We start from the raw sequence: 16807 nt of genomic DNA, 5'->3' as shown, positions 1-16807 counted from the left end.
TGTGCTCGCACCGGCATCAGAAGGCCGAGTATCCAGCACAGGGGCCCTTCGGAACACGGACTTCACGATCACAGCACGGTCTCGACCCGCTATGTCTCCTCCCCGGGTTACTAACCGGGCAGGGCGAGCTCGAACCACACTGTCTTACCGGTGTTGCCGGGACGGGTACCCCAACGGCGCGAGGCCAGCGCCACGAGTTGGAGTCCGCGGCCGCCCTCGTCGTCCTCGGCGGCGACGCGTTCGCGCGGCGGCTCGGGCAGCGGGTCGGACACCTCGACGAGGAGGAAGGGGCCGGCGCGGGAGTACATGCGGACGCCGATGGGGCCGCTGGCGTACCGCAGGGAGTTGGTGACCAGCTCGCTGACCAGCAGCACCGTCACGTCCGTGAGCGCGTGCATGCCCCACTCGCGGAGCGTGTCGCGCACCAGCGTGCGCGCGGTGCGTACGGCTCCGGGCTCGGCGGGGAAGCTCCACTCCGCGAAGCCGGGCGTCGATGCCAAGGTCTCCGCGCCGTCACTCACGCCGACCACTTCCCAGCCCGCTGCGACCCCTCCGGCATGTCCGGCTTTGGGGATAATAATCAGCACATACCCGATATAGGGGCGTGAGTATCTTCTTTCTTCGCAGCCGTCCGCGAGAAGGGGTGCATTCGGCGTAGACACCCTCCGCCCTTTGTGCGGGCGTCGCAGGTCAGCGAGGTGAGCGCGGCAGCACGGAGGCGGCTCAGCGGGGCTGCCGGGGCGGTTCCCCGGCCGCGGCGAGCAGTCGTACGGCTGCCGCCACGGCGGGGCGGTCCTGCTCCAGCCAGTCGACCTCGTCGATCCGGTCCGGGGTGAGCCAGCGCAGCTCGTCGTGGTCCTCCAGGGGGCGGGGCTCGCCCGACAGCAACCGCGCCGTCCACACGTGGAGGACGTAGGGGGGCTTCAGGGGCCACTCCCCCTCGATGCGCTCCAGGGGCTCGGCCTCGACGCCCAGCTCCTCGCGCAGCTCCCGCACGAGCGCCTCCTGGGGCGTCTCGCCGGGCTCCATCTTGCCGCCGGGCAGCTCCCAGCGGCCGGCGAGCTCGGGCGGGGCGCTGCGCCGCGCGGCGAGCAGCCGGCCCTGGTGCAGCACGGCCCCGCCCACCACGACACGTACGGAAGTCGTCATGGGGGGAAAGCCTAGGGCCCGGCGCCTTCGCGCCGGGCCCTGGGTGGAGCGGGAGCCGGGGACGGGCCGCCCGGGGGCGCACGCCGCCGGGCGGTACGCGCCTTCGCGCGCCGCGCCGGGACGACGAGCGGTCAGGTGACCGCGCGGCCGACCCGCTCGACTATGTAGAGCTGGCGGTGACCGTGGGCGTCCAGCCGGTCGGCCACGCGCTCCGCCTCCATGCGGGTGGCGTAGCGGCCGACGCGGTAGCGGTTGCCGTTCTCGTCCTGGCGGATCACCAGCCAGGGCAGGACCGGTCCGGTGTCAGTCATCGCCCCTGCCCTCCCGTCGCCGCGCGCACCGGCGCACGCCCTTCGGTGACTTCCGAAGAAACCGCAGTCCGCATATGCCCGAGCGTACGCCCGACCTTTACGCAGCGGATACGGGTTTTCACGAAGAGGTACGCATTCGGCCACCCGCCGGGGTCACTTGACCGTGGCCAGCTCCGACTCCGCGGCCTCGTCGGACTCGGCGACGGCCTTCATTTCCTCCTCGACCTGAACAAGGGTCGGGTTGCGCCACGCGCTGCGCACGCCCCACACGTAGAAGACGAGAGCAATCAGGACAACGACGGCGATGTCCACGCCCTGCGGAAGGTAGCCCTTGCCGCCGAACTCGGTGCCGCCGGCCCAGGAGACCACCGCCATGACGAGCAGGTAGGTGACCATCCAGGCGCCCGCCTGAAGGTGCGGCTTCAGCTCGGCCCACGGCTTGCGCAGCTCGTACCAGGCCCAGATCGGCAGGCCGATGGCCATGATGAAGATGACCTTGCCCGTGAGCGGCCAGCGGGCCCAGTACATGACCAGGGAACCGAAGATCATCGCGACCGGGGCGATGACCGGCATGGCCTTGAGCTTGACCGGGCGCTTCATGTCCGGCGCGATGCGGCGCAGCGACATCACGGCGACGGGGCCGGTGATGTAGGAGATGACGGTGGCGACACCGACGATCTCGGCTATCGAGCCCCAGCCGCGGAAGACGGCGAGGAAGATGAAGGAGATCACCAGGTTGAGCAGCAGGGCCGGCTTCGGGACGCCGGTCTTGGGGTCGACCTTGCCGAAGACCTTCGGCAGGTGGCCGTTCTCCTGGACGCCGTTGATCATGCGCGAGGTGGTGGCCGCGTAGATCATGCCGGTGCCCGACGGGGAGATGAAGGCGTCCGCGTACAGCAGCAGCGCGAGCCAGTTCAGGCCCCAGGTGATGGAGAGGTCGGCCAGCGGGGACTTGTACGCCAGGGTGTTCCAGCCGCCGGAGAGGTCCGCGGCCGGGACGGCCATCAGGAAGGCGACCTGCAGCGCGATGTAGATGACCAGCGCGATCAGGATGGAACCGACGACGGCCTTCGGCAGCGACTTGCCGGGGTTGCGGGCCTCGGCGGCCATGTTCAGCGGCGACTGGAAGCCGTTGAAGGCCCAGACGATGCCCGCGACGGCGACGGCGCTGAAGACGGCGCTCCAGCCGTTGGGGGCGAACCCGCCGTGGGCGGAGCCGACGTTGCTGGTGTCGAAGTGCGCGAAGATCAGCGCGCCCGCGGTCAGCGCCGGCACCACGACCTTGAACACGGTGATCGCGTTGTTCGTCTTGGCGAACAGGGTGATCGCGAACCAGTTCAGGAAGAAGTAGAAGACGACCAGGACGCTGGCGGCGGCGAGGCCGGTGCCCGTGAGCTCCTTGCCGTCGAAGAGCTTGCCCGCCCAGTCGAACTTCCACGAGCTCATGTACTGGATCGACGCGGTCGCCTCACCAGGGATGACGGACACGATGGCGATCCAGTTCGCCCACGCCGCCATGTAACCGGCCAGCGAGCCGTGCGAGAACTGCCCGTAACGCACCATGCCGCCCGCCTTGGGGAACATCGAGCCGAGCTCGGTGTACGTCAGGGCGATGGTCAGCGCCACGACGGCGCCGATGACCCAGGCAAAGATGGCGGCCGGGCCGGCCAGCACGGCGGCACGCTCGGCACCGAACAGCCAGCCGGAGCCGATGATCGACCCCAGGCCGACGGCGGTCAGCGCCGTCGTGCCCAGAGTCCGGCGGTAATTGGAGGTCGAACCCCGTTCGGTACTCAAGCCCCGGATCTCCTTTGCTTTCTAACTCCCCCACGGCAGGACACAAACCGCGCCATCGTACGAGCGATTTGGCCAGTTTGGTTCCACCAAAAGGCCCTGACCTGGGAGTCTGTGAGTTTTGCAACATCGAAGTGACAGGTTCCGTATAGCCACCAAACGATGCAAAAGCCACAGTTCCTACTCGCTGGTACGGACCTGTGAGGGGGTCTCCGGGGCGTGCCGGACTGACTTCGGCGTCAGTTTCGTCGCCTGTTCGTGATCAGTTCATCCGCGCGCCATCGCTACTTCACCGGGAGGTGGTAGGCCACCCGGTGCCGCTCGGCGAGCGTGATCACATCGGCCGTCTCCACCGGGCAGCCGCCGGCGAAGTACGTCCGCGAGACCACGAGCACGCAGTGGCCCGGCACCCCGCCGAGCGCGAGCGTCTCCTCGGCGAGCCCGGGGCGCGCCCCGACCTCCTCGGTGACGTTGTCCACGATCAGGTCGATGGCGGCCATGCGCTCCACCACCCCCCGCCCGGCCAGCGGCCCCTCCTCGGGCAGCATCACCGGCGTCCGGCCGGTCAGCGCCAGGGGCTCCCAGGAGGTCGAGAGCATGCAGGGCTCCCCCTGCGACCGGAACAGGTAGTCGGTGCGCATCACCCGGTCGCCCGGGGCGATCCGCAGCCGCCGCGCGACGGCCGCGTCCGCGACCCCCTGCTCGCTGCGGGACTCCCAGGTGCCCTTGACCCGGTCGTCGGCCTGCTCCTGCCGGAACGGGGTGGACTCCCCGGCCGCGCGGTAGCCGGTCCGCACCAGGGCGCGGGGGACGGGTTGCTCGCGCACGTACGTGCCCGAGCCGGAGCGGCCCTCGACGAGGCCCTCGGCCATGAGGACCTTGCGGGCCTCCAGGGCCACGGTGTCGGAGACGCCGTACTGCTCTCGGATGCGCGCCTGGGACGGCAGCCGCGTGTGCGGAGGCAGCTCACCCGCCACGATCTTCTGCCGGAGATCGCCGGCGACGCGAAGGTATGCGGGCTGGTCACCGAAGGCCACGTCCACTCCCGGGGGGTTGACAGTCTGCAACAGCTTGGCAACCGAACGTTGCGGTCCGCAACTTCTGGCCAATGCATAACGAGAGGTAGCGATGCGCAGCTCAGGGCCGCACGGGCGTCGCACCCGGGCACATGCGGGCAGCACGCACCGACGGCATGTCCGCAACTATGCGTATACGTCCACGACACAGTGCGACGACCGAGCCCTCCCCCGATTGCCACCTCAGGAGTGCCCCGGGCCCGGCCGGAGGTGACGCTGGTGACCGAGGCCGATTCCCCCGCGCGAGCGTTCCGCTTCCGCACGTTCCCTTGAGGATCCCCGGAGAACCCATGACACGGAGAACCCCCGTCCGGACGGCGATCGTCACCGCCGCGGTCCTGCTCGCCGGCGCGGGCCCGGCCCACGCGGCCGCGAGCTCGCCCCCTCCCCCGCACGCACCCCGGCACGCCGCCGCCCACCCGCACGCCGCCGCCAGGCCCACCACGAGGCAGATCGCCGCCCTCTTCGACCGGTGGAACGCGGCGCTGGCCACCCGGGACGCCCATGTCGTCGCCGCGCGCTACGCGCGCGACGCCGTCCTCCTGCCGACCGCCTCCGCGCAGGTCCGCACCACGCACGAAGAGATCGTCGACTACTTCGAGTACTTCCTCCAGCAACGGCCCCAGGGCAGGATCCAGCAGCGGCGCATCACCGTGCTCAGTCCCAGCGCGGCCATCGACACCGGCCTGTACCAGTTCACCCTGACGGACAAGCACGGCAAGACCAGCAAGGTGGACGCCCGCTACACGTTCGTCTACGAGCGGCACGGCCGGCACTGGCTGATCGTCAACCACCACTCGTCGGTGGTGCCGTAAGGCGCGCGGCGGTACGCCGAAGGGGCCGGCTCCCCAGGAGCCGGCCCCTTGCGTGCGGCGCGCGACGGAGGTTTCGAGGTCGTCCCAGCACACGAGGGACAGCCCAACACTCACCACTCAGTAGTGGTACCGGGCGGCGAGGATGACGATCTCCTTTTCTGTCACCAGGTAGACGAGGCGGTGCTCGTCGTCGATCCGTCGCGACCAAGCCCCCGGCAAGTGGTACTTCAACGGTTCAGGCTTGCCGATTCCCGAGAAAGGATCACGCCTGACGTCCTCGATGAGCTTGTTGATTCGAGCGAGAGTCTTCCGGTCGTTCTTGAGCCAGGACGTGTAGTCCTCCCAGCCCTGATCCTCGAAGACGAGCCTCACACGGCACCCGCACCAGCGTCCGCCGGATCCGGATCGATCAGCTCACGCTCCGACACGTTGATGTGGGACAGGGCGTTCTCGTACGCCTTGAGCAGCCGCCGCGCGTTCGCCGGCGAGCGCAGCAGGTACGAGCCCTCGCGCAGCGCCGCATAGTCCTCGGCCGAGACAAGCACAGCGTTGCCGTGCTTCGAGACGATCTCGATGGCCTCGTGGTTCTCGTTGACCTTCTTGATCAGCGGAAACAGTTCCTTGCGGGCTTCACTCGCCGTTATGGACATGACCCGGCCTTCCATCAAGTGGTACCTAATAACGTACCACTCTGGCGGCATTCACGGAGGGGAAAGCGACTGACGGACGATCAGCCATCCCGGCACCGATCCAGCACGGCGGGAGTGCATCCAGCACATCCAGCACTGGCTCGCAGTGAGTGAGTATCGAGCCGTCTTCCGACCCGAGGCCCAGGCCGGGCTCAGGAAGATCCCCCGCGACACGGCGTTGCGCATCCTGGCCAAGCCGACCGAGCTGGAGAGCCACCCCTTCGGCTTCGACACCACCGCGCTCGTGTCGCAGCCGGAACGCCGTCGACTGCCAGTCGGCGACTACCGCGTCGTCTGCACGATCGACAACGGGGAGCTCGTGGTGTGGGTCGTACACGTCGGGCATCGCTCCACCCTTCACGACACCTGACGTCGGCTGATCCGACATCAGAACATCCAGCACCCATGCAGCACGGTGACGACGAAGGGACCGACTCCGGGAGGAGCCGACCCCTTCTGACCTGCACGCTTGACGGATCACCTAGCGTGCAGTAACGAAGTAACTACACGTTGAAGCGGAACGCGCACTACAACGCTCCCACCTGCGAAAACGTGGTTCCGAGGCGTCCAAGTCAGCACAGGATCATCACGGGAGAACAAGGTCAGCAGCCAGGCGCACCAAGATCTATCACGCGTGTCGCCGCCTGAGCTGAGCCAATCGTGAGTTTGGGCGGGTGTTCGGCGGACTACACCGCCTCGACGTACCCCACTGGCGACGACCCGGCCCAGACCGCACAGGCCGCCTGCGCGCTGCTCACGCAGCGCGGTCCAGGAATCGGCGTACGCCTGAACATCTCACCGGCCGGTGTCGGAGCACGAGATCAGCCCGGATGACGCCCAGTCGCGTCTCGGCGCCCCGCCACCGGCACCACTCCCGGCTCCGTTCGAGCCCCATCATCCCGACGACCCCCATGCGCCGATTATGGATCAGCGGTAGAACACCCCCTCTGACGACCGCAATCGCTAGGGTTGGCCCATGACCGCACTGCCCGACTGGATGCGCCCGCCGCGCGCGGAAGGCTGGTTCGCGGAGGACCTCGACCGCCTCCCCGAGGCACCACGCCACACCGAGCTGATCGACGGAGCCCTCGTCTTCATGATGTCGCCCCAGAGGTGGTGGCATGGCCACCTCGTCACCATGCTCACGGTCGCACTCATGGAGCAGGTGCCCGCCGGCACCAGAGTCGGCCGCGAGATGACCATCAAGCTCGACCCCCGCAACCGTCCCGAACCGGACCTGCTGGTGACGACGGCCGACTTCGATGGTGACCGCACCTGGTTCGCACCAGAGGACGTCCAGCTCGTCATCGAGGTCGTCTCCCCCGAGTCCGCCCATCGCGATCGCACAGTAAAGCTCCGCAAGTACGCGGAGGCCGGCATCCCGCACTACTGGTGCATCGAGGACGAGGACGGGGCACCCGTGGTCCACGTCTACGAGCTCGACGAACCCACCGGCGCCTACGCGCCCGCCGGTATCTTCCGGGGCACCCTCCAGCGCCCCGTGCCCTTCGAGGTCAGCCTGGACCTCGACAAGCTCACACCGCCCCGAAACAAATGAAAAGTCAGCACCAAGTCAGCACGGGAATACGGAAGGGTCGGACTCACTAGAGTCCGACCCCTTCTGACCTGCACGTTTAGCAAAAATTAGCAACATGCAGTAACGAAAAGACTACACGTTGAAGCGGAACTTCCACCACAACGCTCTGACCTGCGGAAACGCCGGTTCCGGCAGGCCAAGTCAGCACGGTATCAGCACGGTTTTCGCAGGTCAGCACACTCATGCGACAGTCCCGTAGCCCTCGGCCTCCTTCGAGGCCGGGCTCTCCACGTCCAACGGTACCGGCCGCATTGCGTTCTGCATGACCTCGCGGCAGCGGTGCCAGGCCCCCGGGACGAGGTGTCCGTACACGTCGGCCGTGATCTTGATCGACTTGTGGCCCAGCCAGCGCGAGACCTCGTGGATGGGGATGCCATTCGCCAGGGCCGTGGAGGCGAAGAAATGCCTCAAGGAGTGCGGCGTGTACTTCGGCTTGCCGTTCGCGTCCACCAGCCCTGCGGCCTTGCACGCTTTCTTGAAGTGATATCCGAACGTGGACGCGGTCGGCATGGTGCCCTTGCCGCGATCACGGGGCGCGAAGAAGACTTCGAGCTGCTTATCCTTGCCAGCCTTGTTCTGGAAGGTGACCGGGATCGGCTCCCACTGCTCAACGTGAGCGTCGATCTCCTCCTCCAGGAAGAGGGCGATCGGAATGTCGCGGTACTCGCCCTCGGCGCGATGCTTCAGCGGCACGAAGGTGGTGCGGCAGTCGCCTGCGTTTGCCTTCGCGCTGACCTGCCAACGAACCCTGATGAACTCGGTCCGCCGGCACTCGCTCGCGAAGGCGAGTGCTTCGCTCGGGCGCAGCCCGGCGCCCGACATCAAGTAGATCGTCAGCCGGTATTGCTGCGCGATGTGATGCGCAAGGAGATCGACTTCTTCGAGGGTCGGGATCTCGTCCTCGTCCACGGCGATCGAGCTCGTCCGAGCGATCTTGACGCCGACCGCCGGGTTCTCGGCTATTCGCTTCTCCTTGACTGCGGACTCGATCATCGCCGTCACGAACTTCATGCGGTCGTTGATCGTCGAGGCCGCCATGCCCTCGCCCTTGCGGTGCAGGGCGGCGATGAACCGTTCGAAGTCGGCTCTCGCAAGGCCGGCCAGCGTCTTCCGGCCGAGGTGGGGGACGAGGTGGTTCTTCGTGAAGCCCTCGTAGTTCCGCATGGTGCCTTCGGCGAGGATCTGCCGGTCGAGCCAGTCTTTGGCCCATGCCCGGAGGGTGATGGCTCCTCGCTGCGGGTCGAGGTAGATGCCCATGCCCTTGTCGTGCTCGACCTTCGAGGCGAAGGCGTCGGCTCCGTCCGGGCCGGTCTTCTTAGCGAAGGTCTTTTCGCGCTGGCGAGCGGTACGCCCTCCGGGCTCGCGGTATCGGACGGTCCACTTGTGTCCGCAGCGGTTCTTCTCGCAGGGGTAGCTGCGGTCCTGCGGGTCTTCTTTGCACTTCTGGAAGACGGTTGCCATGTGGCCCCCTTTCATGCTGGGGCGAGGCAACGTTGTGCCTGTTACCCGTAGTTGTCTTCGAGGTAGGCGACGATGTCGCGCTCGCGGAATCGCAGGAGGCGGCCGACCTTTTGGGCCTTGATCCCCCACGTCCGGTACTTGTTCTTGACGGTGATCTCGCTGACCTTCAGCCAGTCGGCCACCTCTTCCGGCGTCAGCAGCCGGTTACTCCCGCCCAGGCTCACGCCTTACCCCCGGAAGGTCGCCGGGTGAGCTCGTGAACGGCATTCCAGGCGGTCGCCGCCGAGGCAAGGGCCTTCTTGCGGTCTTCCTGGAGCGTTCGGATGGCGGCCGGCACCTGGGACGGGTCGTCGAGGCCGAGGAGCTTCGTGACCCGTCCGAGCAGCTCCGCCGGGTCTTCCGCCGGAGCCTGCTGGGCGGGGCGCGAGTACACCCGGCACTCCTCGCCCGAGACGCCGAGGACCCAGCCCCAGCCGTTCGCGAGCGCCTTCTCGCTGTGCTTCACGCGGCGGCTCCGAGGTACTCGGAGCGGGACAGCGCGGTCAGGTGGAAAAGACCGTGTTCGCACTGGTAGTACCGGTTCTCCCGATACAAGCCGCGACGGTGGCCTTTGCGTTCTCCGACTCGGTCACGCTTCGCCTGGGCTCTCCCGAGTGCCTTAGCGGCGGTGTGCTCGTCCTGGTAGGCGCGGCCGTGGCCGCACTCGCAGCTCACAAACTTGACGGCCCTGATGGTCATGTCCGGTGTCCTTGCTCTACTTGCGGAATCGGTCGCACGGGCAGGTGGGTATCTGGCAAGCGCCCCGTGCGGCGCTTGCTGCCGAGTGGGTGAAGGGGGCATGGCCGCAGTCGGGATGCTGGCAGTAGCCCTTCCAGCCCTTCTTGCCGCCGACGTTGGCGAGCATGACCCCGGGGCTGTGGAGCTTGACCAGTCGGCCGGACCCTCCGATCGAGACCTTCTTCGCGAAGGCTTCGGCTTCGGCGGCATTGCCGAATGGCGCCCAGTTCAGCCCGCGGCTTCCGTCACTCCAGGTGTGGACGAGCGCGATCCAGTCGCGCATCTGGAGGACTTCGGCGATCTCCTTGATCAGCGCCTTGGCCATCTGATCGGCGCTCTCGAAGGAGGGGTCCTCCAAGAGCGCCTTCACCACCTCGACCTCCTCCTTGCGGGGGGTGAGCCTCACTCGCTGCCCTCGGTGTCGACGAGCTGCTCCAGTCGGCGCAGAACGGCTGCGAGCTTGTCGGAGTCCTGCTCCACGTGGATGTCGTACCGGAGCTCGTCCCAGCGCCGGAGGTTGCCGCTGGGGACGTCGCCGTTCTCGTCGCGGAGCTCGTCGAGCTTGTCCTCCTGGCTCGTGCGCAGCGTTCGGATATCAGCGACGACGCTGCGGAGCTCGGCCATGAGGTCGGGCAGCCGGTGCAGGCCGGCGAAGTCGGCTACCAGCAACGCTGTCTCGGGGGTCGGGTTGACGACCTCGACGGGGAATCTGAACCAGTCCGGGTCCAGTGCCACCGGGAAGCCGATCACCTTCCAGGCTCCGTCTTGCACCTTCGTGCCGGTGTCCCCGTCCGCGTCGCGTATCTCTGTACCGGCTGGCAGTTCATCGAGGACCACCGGGTGGCCGATGCGGTATGTCGTCGTGCTGGTCACGGGCTCTCCTCCTTCGACACCAGTGACACTATCTCAATGGCCTCGTCGGATCAACTCTTACATTCGGATGGGGAGGAGGCACGTCGCAGACTTGTGCAGATCCTCGATCGTCCCCGTGTTGAGCACGATGACGTCGAAGTCCCAGTCCTTCAACGCGTTCTCACTGATGTGGTCCGCCCCATTGATCAGGATCTGCTTGGGGCGGCGCACCTCGACTACGAGGCCGCCCCGGTCCTTGATGGCCCGCGCCTCGTTCGGGAAGCGCACGTCGGTGATGACGACCGGCGCGTCCCACTCCCCCTCACCCTGGAAGAGGGCGTTCACCCACACATCGGGGCCGAGGATGTGGCGGCCGGCCTCTGTGCCACACCGCTGGAGGAGCTCGCGGACGCCCGGGTATTTCTTCACCTCGTCCCACCCGAAGGCGTCGACATCAGCCGCCAGCGAGTACGCGCCGTTGTCTTCCTCGTCCGGGAGGAGCGGGTTCATCACGTAGAGAAAGTCCTTCACCTTGTCGGCGAAGGCCCTGCGCTTCCAGCCCTTTACAGCGAGCGCGCGCCCCACTTCGTCCTTGCCTGCCCCGGCCGCGCCCGCCAGGCCGATGAGCCTCGGCTCGCCAGTAGGGCCTTCCGCCCGCTCATTCAGGGCGGCGCTGGCCCGCCTCTCGAACTCGATGTACTCGACGTTCAGGGCCTTGGCCCACCGGGGCCAGAACCGGTAGGCGGGCATGCCGTGCCCGGCGAGGATGCGCTCGACGGACGAGCGGGTCGTTCCCACGGCCGCGGCAACCTTGGCGGCGCCGCTGGCCCGGGGGACGTTCACCGGGTGGCCGGCATGGACGGCCTTGCGGTTGATCCAGTCGGCGAAGTCCTGGTGCTTGGCGGTCGTGCTGGTCATTCCGTTACTCCTTGTCCGATGGGTGGTCAGCCTTCTCGGCTGTCGATGAGGCGGTAGAGGCCGGGCGCGCGGACGTGGCCCTCGCACACGTCGCAGTCGCAGTCGTGCAGGCACGTCGGACACGGGCTCTCGTCGCAGTAGGGGTCCGGACCGTGCCAGGCGTGGGATGGGTCGGGGTCGGGGCAGCCCCACGCCTCGCATGACCGGTCCTTGGCCCACGTGGGGTAGACGATGTGCTCACGCTGCCCGAGGAACCCGTGCACCAGCGGCTCGCCGGGGCACGGGGATGTCGAACGCTTGGCGGAGGCTTCGTCGATGAAGGCGGCCCGGCAGCGCAAACACTGGAGGCGCTGCTCGGGCCGCTTACGGAGCTGGTGCCTCATGCTTCGGGGAGCAGCTCGACTTCAGCGCCCATGGGAAGCGACAGGGAGTTGCGGTGGGCGGGCATGGCGCCAGGCTCGTCGGAGATATGCAGGCGCCACTTCTTGATGCGCTTGTCCCAGTCCTGGGCCATCACGCGCTTGGGCGCGGCCAGAAGGCGGCCGGCCCGGGTCACGGTGTACCCCCTGGTGTCCTTGCCGGTGGCCTTGACGCGCTGGCCGGCTTTCACGTCCGCGACCTTCCGCATCCGCGGGCTCGGCTCCGAGCCGGTCGAGTTGGTGGTGGCACTGGCAGTCATGTCACTCCTAGGTAAACTCTATCAATGGGGTCTGAATTACGCGGCGAGCATCGTCTTGCTCGTATGGGCTTCGAGTGCGGCGCGGGCCTGGGCGGCGGCCCAGCCATAGCCGTAGTGCCCCCAGCAGGAGTCGACTTCTTCCCAGGTGGACATGGTGTCGTCCGCGTCCGCCCGCAGCCAGTCGACGGCCTCTTCGACGATGTAGCCGTACACGTCGCCCTCGGCCCACGCCTCGTACTCGGTGCGCTCGGCGTCGAGGTATGCCTCGGGCAGCATCCCGAGGTCTTCGGCGTCCTCACGCAGCAGGTACCACAGGGAGACGGGGCCGCGTGCCGGCCGCGACTCGATGACGATGGCGCCGTGGAAGATGCGGGCCCAACGGGTGAAGATCGCGACACCCCTCCACCGGTTCCAGCTCACGCGGTCCCAGGCTTCGGCGAACGGCCCGCCGTCCTTGTCGATGTGGGCGTACTGGCCCAGGTGGGTGTCGATGGTGATCACGTGAGCCAGGTGGTCGAAGTCCTCGCGCGGGTTTCGGGCGTACTCGTCGGGGACCAGGCGCACGCGGAAGCGGTTGTCGGTCGTGGTCGCGATGATGTTGTCCATGTTGGTCTTTGCAGATCAGAGGGTCGGGGCGGGGAAGTGGACAAGGCAGGAGGTCCGGCGGCAGGGGTGGCCGAGGGAGGCGATGAACTCCTTGTGCGCATCGAGTGCTTCGGTCAGCCAGTCGTCGCCCTCGACGAACTCGGGGCGCTTCTCGGCCCACAGTCCACGGGCCCATGCGATGTCGCGGACTTCGTGGAACTCGCTCGCACCGTGCTGGCGGATCACATCGATCCAGGAGGCACGGGCACGGTCGTACGCGGCGCGGGAGTGGTTGTATCCGGTGGCGGGATCGATGTCCTCGATCGCCACACCGGAAGCGACGCAGATGGCTATGCGGGCGTCAGCCATCGATGTGAGCCGGTCGGCTTCGCAGGCGGGGCAGTCGAGGGGGCTACGGGCGTAGTGCATCAGCAGGAGGTTGGCGCGCATGTTCTCTCTTCGGTGATCAGGCCGCGAGCGCGTGCTCAGGCCGTACGGGTTCGTGGTTGTAGATCTCGGCGAGGTACTGCCGGAGCTGGTCCTCCCAGTGCTGGGACAGGAGGCTGCCAATCACGACGGCGCCCATCGGAGGAGCGACCACGTCGCCGATCTGCTGTGTGCAGCTCGACCGGGAGCCGGTCCACGGATAGCCGGGGCGGAAGCCGACCAGGAGCGCGGCCTCGTCGAGGCTGAACTTCCTGTCCTTGTCGTGCTCCCAGTACCACCCGCGGATCTTCGAGGTGATGCCTGTGGCGGCCTTGTCCGCGCTCCAGCAGTTCCCTCCGGCCGTCCGCCTGACGCCCCGGGTGTTGACACGGATGCCGGCGGGCCAGTCGAGGGCCTCGGCAGCGGTCGTGGTCGGGAGGGGGGTCTTGGGGGTGAGGGCGCTCATGTCGACGTAGGAGTGGCGGGCGGCCATGAGAAAGACACGCTTGCGACGTGAGGCGAGGCCGTAGTCCACGGCGTCCAGGACGCGATACTCCGCGCTGCACCAGTCCGCCGACCAGAGTTCCTCACGTATTCCGTCGAGGATGTTCTCTGGCAAGGCCGAGCTCTGCTCCATGGCCAGCCAGCGGAGGTTGTCCCACCGGGCGGTCAGGGTGAGAGCCCAGATCAGCACCTCCGCGAGCAGGCCGATCCGCTCGTCGGTCATCTCGGCAATCGGGGCCCGCACTTCGTCGAGGGTGAGCAGGGGCCCGGTGAAGCCGGAGTAGCCGTCCCAGTCGGGGTCGCTACAGATCAGGCAGATGTCGGCTTCATCGCAGGGGCCACATTCAGCGCTGTCATGCCAGTGCCCGAACGTCGCCTCGAAGGCTGCGGTGAACACGTCGAGCAGCAGGTCCTGATTCCGCGGGTCCTGCCCGGCCCTCTTGCCGGCCGGGGTCCAGCACTGGCACGGGGCCGAGACGATCAGCCCACGGACCCAGCGCAGCGCGGGGTGTTTCGGGTCGAGGGAGCGGACGTCGGCGACGATCCGCCGGAACCCTGCCGCGCGGGCGGTGGCTGAGGCATCCTTGTGCATTTCGACGCCGACGGTGTCGAGGTCGTGTTGGAGTACGTCGCGCACACCCACGTCCCAACCCCCGGGGCCCGCAAATAGGTTGATGACGCGATCGGGGTCTCCCGGCTTTGGCGGGAAGAGCCAGTGGACCGGCCAGGGTGCGGCGATCTCTTCCAGCTCTTCGGGCGTCTTGCCACTGAGGTCTAGCTGTTCGGGGGTGCCGAGCGCTCCGGCTGTGTCGAGGCGGGTGAGAGACATCAGTCCACGTCCACAGTCTCGACGCTGGTGAGCCAGTCGTTGACGATCTCCCAGTGGTAGCCGACTCGTATCAGGCCGTCAGCCATGGAGACATTTCGGCCGCAGTCGGCGCACTCGTAGGGCTTGCGGTCGATGTGGCGTATGGGGCCAATGCACTTGACGCAGCGCACGACGTTGGTGGGTGGGGTCAGGGTGGTCACGGCGGGCCTAGGCAGAGAGGGCCGCGAGACGATCGGCCACGTAGGCGACGCGGGCCTCGGCCTTCGCGAGGTCGTCGCGGGCTATGGCCACGCCGACCTCGGCGCTGCGTAGATCGTCCTCCAGCTCCAGGCGCTCGCTGATGAGCTTCCATCCCGGATGCTCGGCCTCGAAGCGGTCGGCGGCCTCCCTGACCATGGCGCTGAGTCGCTCCCTCGCGGCGGTGCCGTGGGAGAGTTCTTGGTCGCGGTCGTTGGTGAACTCCCAGCGCCGAAGGGGGCTCTGGTAGGTCCACAGAGACGCGTCCGGGTCGTTGCGACGGAGCAGAGCCTCGCGTCGGACGTGCGCCCGCTCGCGACGGGAAGCGACGCGGTACGCGCGTCCGCGGATCTTCACGTAGCCCGGTTCGTGGTTCTCGTCGCGCGAGGAGCTGATCCCGATACGGGCTTCGGGAAGCGTCAGGTCCTGGTCGCCCCATCGCTCCTGCTTGGTGACTGCCGGGAGGATGGTGACGTACAGGTCGCCCTCGGGGAATGCATACGTGGCGTCGTAGTTCATGGTCGATTTCCTTGGGGTGGTTCAGGCGGGGAGGGGCAGGCCGGCACGGAGGGACTCGACGAGCCCGGCGGTGGCGCGGCGGTACTGCCAGAGCGCCTGCTGAGCCGTAGCCCAGTCCCCCGTGTGCAGGTCGGCGATGTCGTCGAGCCACTTGAGGCAGGCGGCCGGGGTGAGGAAGACGTGCACGGTCCCGGTCTCGTCCACGGACCAGACCTCATCCGGGTCGAGGTAGAAGTCGCGGCTGTCGAGCCGGTGGCCGCACTCGTCGCACGCGAAGTGGGCGTCGGGACGGACGGCGTACGGGGCGAGGTCGCACTCGCGGCACTGCATGACGCTCATGGGCATCCTTCGGTCGGCGCCCGCGCAGGGGCGGGCGCCGTGAACGTGGTGGTGTGGTCAGGAACCGAGCTGTTCGAGCAGCTCGTCGACGAGTTGCTTCTCGTAGGGGGTGAGGGGACGGGCCTGCTCGGGCTCCTCCTTGAACCAGGAGGGCGGCCAGATGGCGGCGGGGAGCGCGAGGATCAGGGCCTCGGCAGCATCGGCGAGGTTCAGTCCCGCGACGTGCTCGTCTTCCCAGGACCAGGTGCGGCCGTCCTCGGGCTCTTGGCGCATGGTCTTGACTGCCTCGTCCAGTTCGTTGACGAGGTGCTTGATCCGGTCGGTCATGGGGATGTTCGTCATCAGAAGGCGTTGGCGATCTCGATGACTTCCTTCGACTGGATCTCCTCGAAGACGGGGTCCAGCTCGTACCACTCGTGCTCGTTGTCGTTGAGCCAGTCGCGAAGACCGTCCTCGTCGCGAAGCTCGCCGTCCTCGTCGAGGAACTCCTCGGGCACGTCGATGTCGATCTCGATCTCACCATGCGTGACGGTCTCGACGGGGAACTTCACGGTCATGTTCATCAAGGAGTCCTTCAGGTAAAGGCTGATGCGGCAGAATCCGCAGGTCAGGTCTTCGTCGAGCAGCTCGGGCACGTCCCCGCACTCGACACAGGCTTCGGTGTTCATCGCGGGCAAAAGACGTGGACGCCGCCGAGCACTTCCTCGGCATGGAAGCCGCCGCTGAACAGTTCCTGGGCGGCGTAGTCCCAGTCGATCGCGTTGAAGGGCCAGACCGACATGCGGGCCCGGTTCTCCGGCTCGGAGGTTTCCTCGGCCCACTCCTGGGCGAAGTGCCCTTCGCTGTCGTGGAATCCGCGGTACTCGCTGCGGAAGCGGTCGACCCACCCTGAGCGGTCGCCGGACTCGCCCCACTCCCGCACCCAGACGGAGAAGGCGGCGGCCTCATCATGGGTGAGCTCGCTAAGGGCTTCGGCTATCTCGGCCGCCTCGGACGGCGAGCACTCGCCCTCCAGCGCGCCGCAGAAGTCCTCGTGGTCCATGACCCACAGCTCCTCGTGGAGGGTCGGCCGACCGTGAAGGTCTTCGGGGGTGACGAGGTTCGCTATGTCAGCGTCGTACCAATCCCCGGTCAGGCGACCGGCGTTGTAGCAGGCAAGGCAGCCGATCCAGACGGTCGGCCGGATGGCAGTGGACAGGGTGGGCATGTTGCTCCTTGCTGAGGATCTGGGGCAGCCGGACCGTTCGTCC

General features: G+C 67.5%; 27 protein-coding genes. 3 read left to right on the top strand and 24 right to left on the bottom strand.

What is annotated here, in order from left to right; genetic code table 11:
* Positions 1-110: 110 nt before the first annotated feature.
* The 5 genes from CYQ11_RS20440 to CYQ11_RS20420 form a co-directional block, all read right to left on the bottom strand.
* Positions 111-530, bottom strand: coding sequence for an ATP-binding protein (locus tag CYQ11_RS20440; protein ID WP_099201378.1), 420 nt, complete (start codon positions 528-530; stop codon positions 111-113).
* 193 nt (positions 531-723) lie between these two features.
* Positions 724-1149 carry a (deoxy)nucleoside triphosphate pyrophosphohydrolase gene (locus CYQ11_RS20435; RefSeq protein ID WP_099201379.1) on the bottom strand — a complete coding sequence of 142 codons (426 nt, stop codon included), beginning with the start codon at positions 1147-1149 and terminating at the stop codon, positions 724-726.
* A gap of 131 nt (positions 1150-1280) precedes the next feature.
* Positions 1281-1460, bottom strand: a complete 180-nt coding sequence (locus tag CYQ11_RS20430; protein ID WP_099201380.1) for a hypothetical protein — start codon at positions 1458-1460, stop codon at positions 1281-1283.
* A gap of 153 nt (positions 1461-1613) precedes the next feature.
* Positions 1614-3257: an APC family permease gene (locus CYQ11_RS20425; protein WP_099201381.1), complete on the bottom strand. Its 1644-nt coding sequence runs from the start codon at positions 3255-3257 to the stop codon at positions 1614-1616.
* Between the two features lie 281 nt (positions 3258-3538).
* A complete protein-coding gene (locus CYQ11_RS20420) occupies positions 3539-4291 on the bottom strand; it encodes a GntR family transcriptional regulator (RefSeq protein WP_099201382.1) in 753 nt (250 codons plus the stop codon).
* Between the two features lie 329 nt (positions 4292-4620).
* Between CYQ11_RS20420 and CYQ11_RS20415 the strand changes: the two genes are divergently transcribed.
* A complete protein-coding gene (locus tag CYQ11_RS20415) occupies positions 4621-5145 on the top strand; it encodes an SgcJ/EcaC family oxidoreductase (RefSeq protein WP_099201383.1) in 525 nt (174 codons plus the stop codon).
* Positions 5146-5262: 117 nt separating this feature from the next.
* Here CYQ11_RS20415 and CYQ11_RS20410 read toward each other — a convergent pair whose 3' ends face one another.
* Positions 5263-5517, bottom strand: a complete 255-nt coding sequence (locus CYQ11_RS20410) for a Txe/YoeB family addiction module toxin (protein ID WP_099201384.1) — start codon at positions 5515-5517, stop codon at positions 5263-5265.
* Complete coding sequence (locus tag CYQ11_RS20405) at positions 5514-5795, bottom strand: type II toxin-antitoxin system Phd/YefM family antitoxin (RefSeq protein ID WP_099201385.1); 282 nt, start codon at positions 5793-5795, stop codon at positions 5514-5516. The genes CYQ11_RS20410 and CYQ11_RS20405 overlap by 4 nt, the downstream gene beginning before the upstream one ends.
* Before the next feature lie 145 nt (positions 5796-5940).
* Here CYQ11_RS20405 and CYQ11_RS20400 point away from each other — a divergent pair, with 145 nt between their 5' ends.
* Positions 5941-6204: a type II toxin-antitoxin system RelE family toxin gene (locus CYQ11_RS20400; RefSeq protein ID WP_099201386.1), complete on the top strand. Its 264-nt coding sequence runs from the start codon at positions 5941-5943 to the stop codon at positions 6202-6204.
* A gap of 606 nt (positions 6205-6810) precedes the next feature.
* On the top strand, positions 6811-7392 hold the full coding sequence (locus CYQ11_RS20395; protein ID WP_099201387.1) for a Uma2 family endonuclease: 582 nt from the start codon (positions 6811-6813) through the stop codon (positions 7390-7392).
* Positions 7393-7611: 219 nt separating this feature from the next.
* Here CYQ11_RS20395 and CYQ11_RS29665 read toward each other — a convergent pair whose 3' ends face one another.
* From CYQ11_RS29665 to CYQ11_RS20305, 17 genes are all read right to left on the bottom strand, one after another.
* On the bottom strand, positions 7612-8892 hold the full coding sequence (locus tag CYQ11_RS29665; protein WP_181143725.1) for a tyrosine-type recombinase/integrase: 1281 nt from the start codon (positions 8890-8892) through the stop codon (positions 7612-7614).
* Between the two features lie 41 nt (positions 8893-8933).
* Positions 8934-9116 (bottom strand): helix-turn-helix domain-containing protein, encoded by a 183-nt coding sequence (locus CYQ11_RS20385; RefSeq protein WP_099197521.1) that lies wholly within the window; start codon positions 9114-9116, stop codon positions 8934-8936.
* Complete coding sequence (locus tag CYQ11_RS20380) at positions 9113-9397, bottom strand: hypothetical protein (protein ID WP_099197516.1); 285 nt, start codon at positions 9395-9397, stop codon at positions 9113-9115. Before CYQ11_RS20380 ends, CYQ11_RS20385 begins: the two co-directional genes overlap by 4 nt.
* Before the next feature lie 249 nt (positions 9398-9646).
* Positions 9647-10042, bottom strand: a complete 396-nt coding sequence (locus CYQ11_RS20370; protein WP_099197520.1) for a hypothetical protein — start codon at positions 10040-10042, stop codon at positions 9647-9649.
* A gap of 29 nt (positions 10043-10071) precedes the next feature.
* Positions 10072-10542 (bottom strand): hypothetical protein, encoded by a 471-nt coding sequence (locus CYQ11_RS20365; RefSeq protein ID WP_099197519.1) that lies wholly within the window; start codon positions 10540-10542, stop codon positions 10072-10074.
* A 57-nt stretch (positions 10543-10599) separates the two neighbouring features.
* Positions 10600-11439 (bottom strand): deoxynucleotide monophosphate kinase family protein, encoded by an 840-nt coding sequence (locus CYQ11_RS20360; RefSeq protein ID WP_099201388.1) that lies wholly within the window; start codon positions 11437-11439, stop codon positions 10600-10602.
* Positions 11440-11465: 26 nt separating this feature from the next.
* Positions 11466-11822, bottom strand: coding sequence for a hypothetical protein (locus CYQ11_RS20355; RefSeq protein WP_099201389.1), 357 nt, complete (start codon positions 11820-11822; stop codon positions 11466-11468).
* A complete protein-coding gene (locus CYQ11_RS20350; protein WP_099201390.1) occupies positions 11819-12118 on the bottom strand; it encodes a hypothetical protein in 300 nt (99 codons plus the stop codon). Before CYQ11_RS20350 ends, CYQ11_RS20355 begins: the two co-directional genes overlap by 4 nt.
* A gap of 36 nt (positions 12119-12154) precedes the next feature.
* Complete coding sequence (locus CYQ11_RS20345) at positions 12155-12724, bottom strand: hypothetical protein (protein ID WP_099201391.1); 570 nt, start codon at positions 12722-12724, stop codon at positions 12155-12157.
* A 15-nt stretch (positions 12725-12739) separates the two neighbouring features.
* Positions 12740-13153: a hypothetical protein gene (locus CYQ11_RS20340; RefSeq protein ID WP_099201392.1), complete on the bottom strand. Its 414-nt coding sequence runs from the start codon at positions 13151-13153 to the stop codon at positions 12740-12742.
* A gap of 16 nt (positions 13154-13169) precedes the next feature.
* Positions 13170-14462 carry a DNA cytosine methyltransferase gene (locus CYQ11_RS20335; protein WP_099201393.1) on the bottom strand — a complete coding sequence of 431 codons (1293 nt, stop codon included), beginning with the start codon at positions 14460-14462 and terminating at the stop codon, positions 13170-13172.
* Positions 14462-14662, bottom strand: a complete 201-nt coding sequence (locus CYQ11_RS20330; protein ID WP_099201394.1) for a hypothetical protein — start codon at positions 14660-14662, stop codon at positions 14462-14464. Before CYQ11_RS20330 ends, CYQ11_RS20335 begins: the two co-directional genes overlap by 1 nt.
* Before the next feature lie 7 nt (positions 14663-14669).
* On the bottom strand, positions 14670-15218 hold the full coding sequence (locus tag CYQ11_RS20325; RefSeq protein WP_099201395.1) for a hypothetical protein: 549 nt from the start codon (positions 15216-15218) through the stop codon (positions 14670-14672).
* Positions 15219-15239: 21 nt separating this feature from the next.
* On the bottom strand, positions 15240-15557 hold the full coding sequence (locus CYQ11_RS20320; protein ID WP_099201396.1) for a hypothetical protein: 318 nt from the start codon (positions 15555-15557) through the stop codon (positions 15240-15242).
* Positions 15558-15614: 57 nt separating this feature from the next.
* Positions 15615-15899: a hypothetical protein gene (locus CYQ11_RS20315; RefSeq protein WP_099201397.1), complete on the bottom strand. Its 285-nt coding sequence runs from the start codon at positions 15897-15899 to the stop codon at positions 15615-15617.
* The gene (locus tag CYQ11_RS20310; RefSeq protein WP_099201398.1) at positions 15899-16225 is read right to left on the bottom strand and encodes a hypothetical protein; all 327 of its coding nucleotides are present in this window, start codon (positions 16223-16225) and stop codon (positions 15899-15901) included. The genes CYQ11_RS20315 and CYQ11_RS20310 overlap by 1 nt, the downstream gene beginning before the upstream one ends.
* On the bottom strand, positions 16222-16764 hold the full coding sequence (locus tag CYQ11_RS20305) for an antirestriction protein ArdA (protein WP_099201399.1): 543 nt from the start codon (positions 16762-16764) through the stop codon (positions 16222-16224). The genes CYQ11_RS20310 and CYQ11_RS20305 overlap by 4 nt, the downstream gene beginning before the upstream one ends.
* Positions 16765-16807: the final 43 nt, after the last annotated feature.

It is taken from the genome of Streptomyces cinnamoneus (genome assembly GCF_002939475.1).
GTDB classification, from domain to species: Bacteria; Actinomycetota; Actinomycetes; order Streptomycetales; family Streptomycetaceae; genus Streptomyces; species Streptomyces cinnamoneus_A.
This window is presented reverse-complemented; position numbering and strand designations above follow the sequence as displayed.